Below are 11,561 nucleotides of genomic sequence, written 5' to 3' on the forward strand. Positions count from 1 at the left end.
CAATATGCGGGCCAGGCGGTCAGCGCCGGCCGCGGTTCCGCGAGCCGGGTCTCAACGCCTGAACCACTGCCGCAACGCAGGCCAGCACATACACGCCCACCGCCACCGCCTCGTAGTCGATCATCAGGTGCGGCATGTCCATGCCCGGCAGCAGCAGGGGCAGGGCCAGTACCGCGGCCGTGCCCAGGCCGTAGGCAAGATGCGAGAGCAGGCTGCCGTGATCCGGAATGGCGTTCCGCGCCGGATGTCCACCCGTGCTTGCATTCATGTAGCGATCCTCCTGGCGGTCGCGCCGCCGAAGCTATGACGTGAACTGTTTTCCCGAGGCCAGTTTGGCCATGGGGACGCTGGCGCATTCGTTGAAGATGCGTTTGTCGCAGATGCGGCAGCGGGACTTGTCCAGACGCAGGAAAATGGACTGGATGGCCTCGGACTTGTTGTCGAAGACATGGTCCTCACCGAATTCCGAGATGAATCCAGCCTTCTCCATGCACTGGCGAACCGACTCCCGCAGGTTGGTGAGATAGAGCCCGCCGCCCAGCTTCTCCATGCGCCGCGCCTCGGAGACCAGGAACTCGGCGCCGGCCAGATCGACGAAGTTGATGGCATCGCCGATGATCAGTACGTGTTTCTGGTCCGGGTGTTTTTCGGTCAGGCGTTGCAGGGCATTGGCCACGTGATTGACTGCTCCGAAGAACAGCGAACCCTCGATGCGCAGGATGCGCAGCTGCGGGCACTGTTCCAGCGGCTTGTGTTCGAGCGACACGAGCGTGTGCTTGATCTCGTCCGGATCGGGCGCCAGCGTGGCGATCTTGGGCCGCGAGGTTCGGTTCAGATACAGGGCGAGCGAGAGCATGACACCGGCGAAGATGGCGAATTCCAGATCAAGGAACAGGGCGCCGAAGAAAGTGACGCCCATCACGGCCGCTTCCTGGGTGCTGACCTTGAGGATGTGGCGGATCTCCCTGAAATCGATCAAACCCCAAGCCACCATGAACAGGATGCCGGCCATGGCGGCGTTGGGGAGATACCTGGCATAGGGCGCGACCAGTACCACGATCAGCATCAGCAGGCTGCCGGCAAACACGGCAGCGAGCGGGGTCCGTGCCCCCGCCTGATAGTTGAGGCCGCTGCGGTTGAAGGAACCCGTGGCCACATAGCCGGAAAAGAAGCTGCCGAAGACATTGGACAGCCCCTGGCCGATGAATTCCTGGTTGCCATCGATGAGCTGGCCGCTGCGCGCCCCCAGTGAGCGGGCGATGGACACGGCCTCGGTCAGCGCGAACAGGGTCACGGCCAGTGCGGCCGGCGCAAGATCCTTGATGGCGTCCAGGGAGAAGTCCGGAGACGACAGCGGCGGCAGGGTCTGGGGCAGGGCGCCCACCGAGGTGATGCCGGTCACCTCGACACCGTAGCGGTTGTTCAGGAACAGGGCGAGGAAACTGCCGGCAAGCATGGCGATGATGAGGTTCGGCGCCTTGGGCCAGATTCGCCTGGAGAGAATGCCCGATGCCAGTGTCACCACGGCCACCGTGGTGACATAGGGGTTGATGTTGGGGATCTGTTCCCAGAAATGCATCAGCACCTCGGGCAGATGGCCGCCGCGGGGAATCTCGACCCCGAAGAAGTTCTTCAGCTGCTTGGCCGCGATCAGGATGGCCGCACCGGCGGTAAAGCCTACCACCACCGAATGGGAGATGAAGTTCACCAGCGTGCCCAGTTTGGCCAGGCCGAGGGTGAGTTCGATCACGCCCACCATGAAGGTCAGGGTCAGAGCCAGCTTGACGTATTCCTCGGTTCCGGGCACGGCCAGCGCCGAGAGCGCGGAAAAGAGCACGATGGATGCGGCGGTGGTCGGTCCTGAGACCAGATGCCAGGAAGAGCCCCAGAGGGCAGCGATGATGGCCGGCACCATGCCGGCATAGAGGCCGTACTCGGGCGGCATGCCGGCGATGGTGGCAAAGGCCACGCCCTGCGGCAGCACGATGATGGCGCCGGTCAGGCCGGCGATGAAGTCGGCACGCAGGCTGTCGCGATTGACGCGATTGCGCCAGCGCAGGAAGGGGAACAGGTTATAGAGCGAGAACGGGCTTTGCGTGTCGGGCACGGAGGTCGCCTCCCGAAAGGATTCAGCAACTGGCTGGAACGAAGAGCGCGGCCTCGTGGCCGCGGAACGGCATCAGGATCGACGCATGCCGGGAGAACCCCGGATCGGGTGCATGCCCGTGATCCGGGCCGACACGGACGATACCGGCGGATGGCAGGCCGCTACCACCGTGCGTTCGAGCGGTCCCGTCGCCATCGTCATGGCGGGAAGGCACGGCGGGTCCGCATCCAGATCCTGCAATATCCGCGCGGGTTCCCCGTCCTGGCGCTCGCAGCCTGCCCAGCCGGTGTCGGTATGGGTCTGCCAGCCGGCAAGCATGAGTGCCAGCAGCACGACGCCGAACGCGCGGATCGTGGACCGGAGGCGGATCATGACGCGGCAGACTCCTGACTGGAAGGGGAAACTTTCCCTTTGTATCAGAGTCTGCTCATGAAGTCAAAAAATGGAAAGGGCATCAGTAGTTTGCAACTCAATACCAGAGTCCGCTCGGCCAGTGGCGGCGTGGCCGGGGCCGGTGGGCGGGGAGTCGGGGCAGGGAATGCGCCGGCAGGGGCGGGGATTCCGCCGCCGGACCCGCGAGTGCTCGCAGACGGCGGATGCGTTCCTCGGTCGGCGGATGGGTGCGTAGCCAGGAGGGGTTCGGGTTGCGACCTTCCGGGAACAGTACCCGCTCGATCCAGCCGCCCTGTTGCCGCTCCAGCTGCGCCAGTGCCGAGGCCAGGCCGTCGGGGTCCCCGGTCAGCAGTACCGCCCCCAGGTCGGCGTCGTACTCGCGGGTGCGCGACAGGGCAAGCTGCAACAGGGTGCTCACGGCCGGCGCAAACACCAGCAGCAACAGCGCGCTCCAGGGCAGGGTCACGCCGCCCATGGCCAGCAGCGGCAGGTTCACCAGGATCATCAGCTGACCGAGCAGGGATAGGTTGGCGGTCAGTCGGCTCACCGTGTCCGCCAGCCCCATCACCCACATGTCGTTGTTGCGCACATGGCTGAGTTCGTGCGCCAGCACCCCGGCCAGCTCCCTCGGCGTCAGCCGTTCCAGCAGGCCGCGGGTGACCGCGATCGCCGCCGATTCGCGCTGTCCCACCGCAAAGGCGTTCATCACCGGGCTGTCGATCCAGTACAGCGCCGGCACCTGCGGCAACCCGGCGCGCCGTGCCAGCTCGGCCAGCACCTGCAACAGCTCCGGCGCCTCTGAAGCAGTCAGTGGCCGGGCCTGGTACAGCCGCATGATGAGCCGCGGCGACAGGCGCGGCGCCAGCAGAAGCACCACCGCCACCATGCCAGCGGTCCACAGGAACGCCCCTTCGCCGAACAGCAGCCGCGCGGTCAGGCCCAGCAGCAGCATCATGCCGCCGATGAGCAGCAGGGTCTGTGTCAGGTTGAGGAGCCGGTGGCGCAGACTGGAGCTCGGGTCGGTCATGCGGCGTTTCCAAGGGGGCGGGGATGCTTGATCTGGCTCAACGTCCATGTTGCCGGAAATTGCGTAAACTGACACCCTTGCCGGGCTAGTGGACAGGCAGCATAGCATGGGGCGGCGGCCGTGGATGGCCGGCCGCAGGGAGACGAATGGTGAACCTGGAGCAGGCGAGGCGTTTCTGCCATGACATGACCCTGGCCCGTGCCTTTGAGGAGGCAGCCGCAGAGCAATACACCCAGGGCCGGATCGGGGGCTTTCTGCATCTCTACCCTGGCGAGGAGGCGGTCGCCATCGGCAGCCTGCACGCGGCTGACCCCGGTGACTATGTGGTATCCACCTACCGGGAACATGTCCATGCCCTGGCGCGTGGCATTACGCCCCGGGCCGTCATGGCCGAACTGTTTGGCCGGTCCACCGGCTGTTCCGGAGGCTACGGCGGCTCCATGCACCTGTTCGACCCCGATCATCGCTTTCTCGGCGGCTATGCCATCGTCGGCGAGACCTTCCCGGTCGCCATCGGCGTCGGTTACTGGCTGCGCATGACTGAACAACCGGATGCAGTGTTCTGCTTTTTCGGCGACGGTGCCGCCAACCAAGGGACTTTTCATGAATCGCTGAACATGGCCGCGCTCTGGAAGCTGCCGGTCCTGTTCATTTGCGAGAACAACCATTACCAGATCGGCACCGAGATCCACCGTCATACGGCCGTGCCCGAGATCTACCGGCACGGCGTGGCCTATGGCATTCCCGGGCGACGTGTCGACGGCATGGACGTGGTGGCGGTTTACGAGGCGACCCGCGAGGCCCTGGCGCACCTACGCATGGGCAACGGCCCCTACCTGCTGGAATGCGAAACCTATCGTTTCCGCGGCCATTCCATGGCCGACTCGGGGGCCTACCGGGCGGCCCTGGAAGTCTCCGAGCTGATGGCCCGCGATCCTGTCCGGCGTTTCCGCGAACAGGCGCTGGCAGCCGGATGGCTGGATGAGGCGGCCTGTGCTCGCATCGACGCCGAAGTCGCCGAGACCGTTGCCGACGCCGTGCGTTATGCCGAGGAGAGCCCGGAGCCCGAGTCGCTCGGGGGGCCGCTTCATGCGCAGCCCATCGACCCTTACGGAGGCCGGCCATGAACAGGAACCGCAGTGAAAACGTGGGACTCGTTGCCGTTTCCCGGCCGGCCCCGGAACTGCGCTACTGGGAGGCGCTCAACATCGCGCATGATCGCGCGCTGGCCGCGGACGAATCGGTGTTCGTGCTCGGCGAGGATGTCGGATTGTATGGCGGCAGCTACCGGGTCACACAGGGCCTATACGCCAGGTATGGCGAATGGCGGGTGAGGGACACGCCCATCTCGGAGAACAGCTTCACGGGGCTGGGCGTGGGCGCGGCGCTGGTGGGCGGACGCCCGATCGTCGAGATCATGACCGTCAACTTCGCCCTGTTGGCGCTCGATGCCATCATCAACATGGCCGCCAAGCTGCGCTACATGTCCGGTGGCCGGCTTTCGGTGCCACTGGTGGTGCGCATGCCCGGTGGCGTAGCGCATCAGCTTGCGGCCCAGCACTCGCAGCGTCTTGAACATACACTGATGAATGTGCCCGGCCTGCGGATCGCGGCGCCGGCCACGCCCCAGGATGCCTACTGGCAGCTGTTGCAGGCAGTGCGTAGTGACGATCCCGTGATTCTGCTCGAGCACGAACTCCTCTATGGCGAGGTCGGGTCCTTTGACGCCGAGGCCGAGCCCCCGCCGATGCATGCCGCAGCTGTCCGCCGGCGCGGACGCGATCTCACTCTGGTTGCCTGGCATCGCATGGTGAAGCTGGCAATGGAGGCGGCGGATCGCCTGGACGCCGAGGACGGAATCAGCGCCGAGGTGATCGACCTGCGCAGTCTGCGCCCCATCGATCTTCCGTTGTTGCGCGAATCCGTCTCGCGCACGCATCGTGTCCTGATCGTGGAGGAGGATTGTCGTTTCGCGGGCGCGGGTGCCGAACTCGTCGCCTCCCTGACCGAAGCGGCGTTCTTCGAACTGGATGCCCCGGTGCAGCGGGTCGCCGGCGCTGACGTGCCCACGCCCTACAACGCAACCCTCGAAGCACGCTCCATTCCCGATGTCGCGCGTATCCTGCATGCTGCGCGTTCGCTCGCGGGACCCCGAGAACAGTGAACATTGCCCATGATTGACTACCGCACGGAAGAGTTCGCGAGGCACGCTGTCGACGAGAATCTGCGACTGCTCGCCACTGATCCCAGCCGTGGACTGGCTTCGGACCAGGTCGCCGAGCGCCTGCGGCAGTACGGCCCCAACGAAATCGAGGAACGGGAAGAGCCGCTCTGGCACCGGATCTTCCGGCGCTTCTGGGGTCCCATCCCCTGGATGATCGAGATTGCCGCGATACTCTCGGCGGTGGTCGGCAAGTGGGAGGATTTTTCCATCATCCTGGTCATGCTGCTGGTCAATGCCGGGCTGGATTTCATGCAGGAGCACCGCGCCCTGAATGCGCTCAAGGCGCTGAAGCAGCGACTCGCCCGCGAGGCACGGGTGCTGCGGGATGGTGAATTCCACGTGGTTCCGGTGCGTGAACTGGTGCCCGGAGACATCATTCGCCTGCGGATCGGGGATATCGTTCCTGCAGATGTGCAATTGATGTCCGGGGATTACCTGCTCGTCGACCAGTCGGCACTCACCGGGGAGTCGCTCCCCGTGAGCAAGGAAAGCGGCGAGATTGCCTACGCCAGCACCATAGTCAAGCAGGGTGAAATGCTGGCACTGGTGATCAATACCGGCAAGCGGACCCATTTCAGCAATGTCGTCTCCCTGGTGGCCAGGGCGCAACTGGAGGCGCGCAGCCATTTCCAGAAGATGGTCATCCAGGTGGGCAACTTCCTCATTCTGGTGACCCTGGTACTGGTGGCCCTGATCATCCTGGTCTCCCTGTTCCGGCACGAGGTGCCGCTGGAGATCGTGCGCTTTGCCATGGTGCTCACGGTGGCTGCAATACCGGTCGCCCTGCCCGCGGTGCTTTCCGTCACCATGGCGGTCGGTGCCATGAACCTGGCGCGTCGTCAGGCCATCGTCTCGCGTCTTACCGCGATCGAGGAACTCGCGGGTGTCGATATTTTCTGCTCCGACAAGACCGGAACCCTGACCTGCAACGAGATGCGCGTGGTAGATCCCGTCGTGTTCGACGGCCACGACGAGCGAGAGCTTTTCCGGATCGCCCTGATGGCCTCGCGGCTGGAGAATCGGGATCCCATAGAACTGCCCTTGTTCCACTATGCGGACGAGCATTTTCCGGACCTGGGTGTGAAGGAGATTCGGCCGCTGGAATTCACGCCCTTCGACCCGGTGCGCAAGCGTACCGAGGCGCTGGTCGAAGCCGATGGGCGGCGTTTCGTCGCCATCAAGGGGGCGCCTCAGGTTCTGCTTTCCATGGCAGAGCTCGACGAGGACAGGGAACAGGATCTTCTCAAGTACGTCGATCTCTTTGCCAGCAAGGGGTACCGGACGCTGGCTGTGGGCAGACGACCCGCGGACGACGGCAATAGCGGATCCGCGGTCGAATTGATCGGCCTGATCCCCCTGTTTGATCCGCCGCGGGATGATTCCCGGCAGGTGATAGAGGACATGCGTGCTCACGGCGTGCGCGTGAAGATGGTGACCGGAGACAACGCCGCCATCGCCCGGGAGATTGGTCAGCTGCTGGGGCTGGAACCCAGGGTCCTGCGTGCCCCGCAGATTTCCGGAAGCGGGGGCAGCGAGCTCATTGAACTGGTCAACGCGCTCAGTACGGCGATCTATCACCGCTTTCATCCCGAGGTGAGCCTGTCCGAGGCGCGACGATTTGCCGAGTCCGTCATGGACGAGCTGCAACGCCTGTTCGACACCAGCCTGCTGGAACGGGAGTTCCTGCATACCCACGAATCCGCCATCGTCGAGATGATCGAATCCATCGACATCTTTGCCGAGGTCGTTCCGGAGGACAAATACCGTATTGTCAGCAGTCTTCAGCGGGCAGGCCACATCGTCGCCATGACCGGTGACGGCGTGAACGACGCGCCCGCGCTGAAAAAGGCGGACTGCGGCTTTGCCGTCTCGAATGCCACGGATGCCGCGCGGGCTGCAGCGGACATCATTCTCACGGGTGCTGGCCTGTCGGTCATCAACGAGGCCATAAAGCAGGCGCGTACGATATTCGAGCGCATGAAGAGCTATGCGATATTCCGCATCGCCGAAACCATTCGTATCATTCTCTTCATGGCACTGTCCATCGTTATATTCGACTTTTACCCGATCACTGCGTTGATGATCATCCTTCTCGCCTTGCTCAACGACATCCCCATTCTTGCCATTGCCTATGACCGGACCCGGGTCCATCCGCAGCCGGTGCGGTGGAACATGGCGGAACTGATTACCGTTGCGAGTGTGCTGGGGGTGACGGGCGTAGTCTCATCCTTTCTGCTCTTCTTCATCCTACAGGAGCAGGGCATCGACGAAGGACTGGTCCGCACACTTCTTTTTCTCAAGCTCATCGTCGCCGGCCACAGCACCCTGTACGTAACCCGCTCGGAAGGCTGGTTCTGGGAACGGCCCTGGCCGGCACCCGTGCTCTTCTGGGCCACCTTCGGCACCGAAATCATCGGTACCCTCATAGCGGTCTACGGCGTGTTCGTCGATCCGATTGGCTGGCGTTGGGCCTTGGGCATCTGGGCCTATGCGCTCGCCTGGTTCCTGTTCAACGATCTGGTCAAGGTTTCCACCTATCGTTTGCTGCGCAGCCACGGCATGCAGGTGTGATTTTGCGTTATTCTCGGTGATACAATGGGTTGCTGATTCCTCAGGGCCATGGCAGCTTCGCTCCTGGAGTTGAATTGGCGCCCCGAATCGTATAGCCTCCGCGTTCCGTTTTGGTCTGGCCGACGGGCCTGGCGGCGCATAACGAGCCCGCCCGGGGCTCCGCTGCAGGAGTAACTGACCAGACAGAACAGAGCAACAGAAAGTCAGGTTTCCGGAGAGGTGTCCGAGTGGTTGAGCCGAGGCGCAGCCTAGACAACGCCGAAGCGCAAGCGGAGGCGGCCCCGAAGGGGTGAGCGCGCAGCGCGAATAACGAGCACGCGTGCGGGCTCCGCTGCAGGAGCAGCTGACCAAGCAGAACAGAGCAACAGAAAGTCAGGTTTCCGGAGAGGTGTCCGAGTGGTTGAAGGAGCACGCCTGGAAAGTGTGTATACGCTAACCGCGTATCGAGGGTTCGAATCCCTCCCTCTCCGCCATTACACGAAAACGCCGGTTCTCTGAAGCCGGCTTTTTCGTGCCCAAAGCCCCGTCGTTCCGGGCCCTCCGGCCCCTCCAACGCACCTCGGCCTCGCCGCACCATCCCGCCATTCTCCCGCTCTGGTTCTCTCCTGGGCCGATATTCTCTGCCACCACCCCTCGGAAGCGTACCCCTCAAGTGCCGTTGTTACGCTTGGTCCTGTGAGTGGGATCAACAGGTTGCTGTGGTCTGTCCGGGTATGTTCGATTTTCTTGAACGGTTCCGCCAGTTTCATGCGAACCGGCGGGACGCTTGCTTCTGAGTATCGGTGTCGGGGTTCAGAACCCGAACTGCTTCCGCTGCAGCTCCCAAAGGTGAGGGAATGGATCCATGAAGTCGGCCAGGGTCAGGTGCGCCGGGTGGGTGCTGTTGAGGATCGCTTCCTGGATGTCGGGGGCCAGCAGGGTCAGGCGCAGGATCCGCGAGGCGTAGCTGGCGCTGGTGATGCCCTCGGCCTCGGCAAGTTCCTTGACGCTCTCGTACTTGCCCCTGGCCAGCCAGCGGTTCCACCGGTGGGCCCGGATCAGGGCGTTGAGCAGGGTCACGTCCGCTTCCTCGTTGCGGTCCGGGTTCACCGGCTGTCCGGTGGGCGAGAGGATGGTCTTGCGGCCGGCGTTGCGCGCCAGCCGGGCCGGAATGAAGATTTCGATCCGCTTGCCGTCGCGGCTCAGGTTGATTCGAGGTCTCATGCCGTCATCTCCTTCGTTTCGCGCGCCGCGGCCTTGAGGTCCAGCACCAGGCTGTTGATGCCGCAGGTGCGGATGTCGATGTGGACGCCTTCCGGCTCCACGCGGATGCGCTCGATGAAAAGCTGCAGCAGCCGGGCCTGCTCCTTGTGGTAGAGGTGATCCCAGACGGCTTCGATGGATTGCAGGCTTTCGCGCACCTCGTCCTCGGTGATGCCGTCGTCGAGCGTGTTCGCGACCTTCCAGGTGCTGACGATCATGGCGGGATTCCTGAAGATCGTCTTGATCTGGTCGAAGACGACGCCCTCGATGTCACCGGCCCGCACCAGGCGCACCGGGCACTCCTCGTAGCCTTTCTTGTTGGCGGTGTGCGTGACGTAGTAGCGGTAGATCTTGTCGCCCCGCCGGGTATGGGAGGGCGTCATCGCCTTGCCGTCGGGGCCATAGAGCAGCCCCTTGAGCGGCGCCGGCGTCTTGCGCCGGCAGTCGGCGGCGCGCCGGCCGCGGTCCTGCGCCATGATCGCCTGGGCCTTGTCCCACAGGTCCTGGTCGATGATGGCCTGGTGTTCCCCCGGGTACCACTTGTCCTTGTGCCGGATCTCGCCCAGGTAGAGGCGGTTCTTGAGGATCTTGTAGATCGTGGTCTTGGTGAAGGGAAAGCCGTTGTTCATCCGGCCGTCGCGTCCGCGACGGCGCTTGGTGCGGAAGCCCTGCTCGTTGAGTTCCTTGCACAGCAGGGTGGTGGAACCCAGCCGGACGAAGCGGTTGAAGATGCGCCGCACCAGGGCCGCCTCCAGCTCGTTGGGCACCAGCTTGCGGTTGGCGACGTCGTACCCCAGCGGCACATGGCCGCCCATCCACATGCCTTTCTTCTTCGACAGGGCGATCTTGTCCCGGATCCGTTCCCCGGTCACCTCGCGCTCGAACTGGGCGAAGGAGAGGAGGATGTTCAACGTGAGCCGCCCCATGGAGGTGGTGGTGTTGAACTGCTGGGTGACCGAGACGAAGGAGACGCCGTGCCTGTCGAACAGGTCGATGATCTGGGCGAAGTCGCCCAGGGAGCGGCTGAGCCTGTCCACCTTGTAGACCACGACCACATCGATCTTGTCCGCCTTCACGTCCTCCAGCAGTCGCTGCAGGCCCGGACGGTCCATGGAGCCGCCCGAGTAACCGCCATCGTCATAGCGGTCGGGCAGCAGCACCCAGCCCTCATGCTTCTGCGACTGGATGTAGGACTCGCCGGCCTCGCGCTGGGCGTCCAGGGAGTTGAACTCCTGTTCCAGGCCCTCCTCGGAGGATTTGCGGGTATAGACCACGCAGCGGACGCGTTTCGTTTTTCCTGCCATGGTTCACTTCCCCGTCAAGCCGAAGAACAGCGGGCCGGACCAGCGTGTGCCGGTGATCTCCCGCGCGATATGGGAGAGGCTGCGGTAGTTGCGCCCCTGGTATTCGAAGCCGTTGCGGGTCACGGTGACGTGGTGCTCGACGCCCTGATATTCCCGGATCAGCCGGGTGCCGACGGCGGGGCGCTTGATCCGTCGGCTGCTGGGTTTGACCTGCTCACCGCTTCGCACCAGCCGCTTGATGCGGTCCTGCGCCGAATCGGACAATCCCCCATAGGCCAGTTCCTGGATGCGCCAGGCCAGCCGCGGGATGAGATAGTCCCGTTTCTTGCGCGGGGCCGGCTCGTCGAACAGCTCGCGCCAGAGGCGCCTTAGCTCGTCGTTGTCCAGCGAGGGCAGCGCCGCCACCTTGCCGATTACGTCGTCGCTCATCGTTCATCTTCTCCGTAGTGATAGGGATCATGATGAACGCTTCCGGCGGGCAGGAAGTCCAGTGGAACTTCGCTCTCTTTTCGGGCGTTCCGGAGGCGGATCACACCGGCCGCGAGGATCTCAGCGGCTTCGGAGATGTGAATCGCCCCGGGTTTAGTAGACGCCTCCGAGCGTTACAATGTAACTGTAACGGAGGTCGACATGAGTGGGAAGCGATATACCGACGAATTCAAGATCGAGGCGGTGCGCCAGGTCACGGATCGG

10 protein-coding genes and 1 tRNA gene are annotated in these 11,561 nt (G+C 63.9%); 4 read left to right on the forward strand and 7 right to left on the reverse strand.

Going from position 1 to position 11,561, the window contains the following annotated elements; all coding sequences use genetic code 11:
- Positions 1–19 precede the first annotated feature (19 nt).
- The 4 genes from MVF76_RS00815 to MVF76_RS00830 form a co-directional block, all read right to left on the reverse strand.
- Positions 20–268 carry a hypothetical protein gene (locus tag MVF76_RS00815; RefSeq protein ID WP_297526700.1) on the reverse strand — a complete coding sequence of 83 codons (249 nt, stop codon included), beginning with the start codon at positions 266–268 and terminating at the stop codon, positions 20–22.
- Between the two features lie 33 nt (positions 269–301).
- Positions 302–2,107, reverse strand: coding sequence for a SulP family inorganic anion transporter (locus MVF76_RS00820; RefSeq protein ID WP_297526702.1), 1,806 nt, complete (start codon positions 2,105–2,107; stop codon positions 302–304).
- A 72-nt stretch (positions 2,108–2,179) separates the two neighbouring features.
- Positions 2,180–2,479: a hypothetical protein gene (locus MVF76_RS00825; RefSeq protein WP_297526704.1), complete on the reverse strand. Its 300-nt coding sequence runs from the start codon at positions 2,477–2,479 to the stop codon at positions 2,180–2,182.
- Positions 2,480–2,576: 97 nt separating this feature from the next.
- The gene (locus MVF76_RS00830) at positions 2,577–3,527 is read right to left on the reverse strand and encodes a zinc metalloprotease HtpX (protein ID WP_297526706.1); all 951 of its coding nucleotides are present in this window, start codon (positions 3,525–3,527) and stop codon (positions 2,577–2,579) included.
- 146 nt (positions 3,528–3,673) lie between these two features.
- On the opposite strand from MVF76_RS00830, the gene pdhA reads away from it, so the two are divergent.
- The 4 genes from pdhA (at position 3,674) to MVF76_RS00850 (ending at position 8,795) form a co-directional block, all read left to right on the forward strand.
- A complete protein-coding gene (gene pdhA, locus MVF76_RS00835; RefSeq protein ID WP_297526708.1) occupies positions 3,674–4,654 on the forward strand; it encodes a pyruvate dehydrogenase (acetyl-transferring) E1 component subunit alpha in 981 nt (326 codons plus the stop codon).
- Positions 4,651–5,691, forward strand: coding sequence for an alpha-ketoacid dehydrogenase subunit beta (locus MVF76_RS00840; RefSeq protein ID WP_297526710.1), 1,041 nt, complete (start codon positions 4,651–4,653; stop codon positions 5,689–5,691). The genes pdhA and MVF76_RS00840 overlap by 4 nt, the downstream gene beginning before the upstream one ends.
- Before the next feature lie 9 nt (positions 5,692–5,700).
- On the forward strand, positions 5,701–8,322 hold the full coding sequence (locus MVF76_RS00845; RefSeq protein WP_297526712.1) for a plasma-membrane proton-efflux P-type ATPase: 2,622 nt from the start codon (positions 5,701–5,703) through the stop codon (positions 8,320–8,322).
- A 382-nt stretch (positions 8,323–8,704) separates the two neighbouring features.
- A tRNA-Ser gene (locus tag MVF76_RS00850) sits at positions 8,705–8,795 on the forward strand.
- Positions 8,796–9,114: 319 nt separating this feature from the next.
- Here the strand turns inward: MVF76_RS00850 and MVF76_RS00855 are convergent.
- Genes MVF76_RS00855 through MVF76_RS00865 form a run of 3 tightly spaced genes read right to left on the reverse strand, consistent with a single transcriptional unit; the run spans position 9,115 to position 11,297 of the window.
- A complete protein-coding gene (locus MVF76_RS00855) occupies positions 9,115–9,525 on the reverse strand; it encodes a hypothetical protein (protein WP_297526714.1) in 411 nt (136 codons plus the stop codon).
- Positions 9,522–10,868, reverse strand: coding sequence for a recombinase family protein (locus MVF76_RS00860; RefSeq protein ID WP_297526716.1), 1,347 nt, complete (start codon positions 10,866–10,868; stop codon positions 9,522–9,524). The genes MVF76_RS00855 and MVF76_RS00860 overlap by 4 nt, the downstream gene beginning before the upstream one ends.
- A gap of 3 nt (positions 10,869–10,871) precedes the next feature.
- A complete protein-coding gene (locus MVF76_RS00865) occupies positions 10,872–11,297 on the reverse strand; it encodes a DUF2924 domain-containing protein (protein WP_297526718.1) in 426 nt (141 codons plus the stop codon).
- Positions 11,298–11,561: the final 264 nt, after the last annotated feature.

Origin of the sequence: Thiohalobacter sp. (assembly GCF_027000115.1) — a bacterium.
GTDB lineage: Bacteria > Pseudomonadota > Gammaproteobacteria > Thiohalobacterales > Thiohalobacteraceae > JALTON01.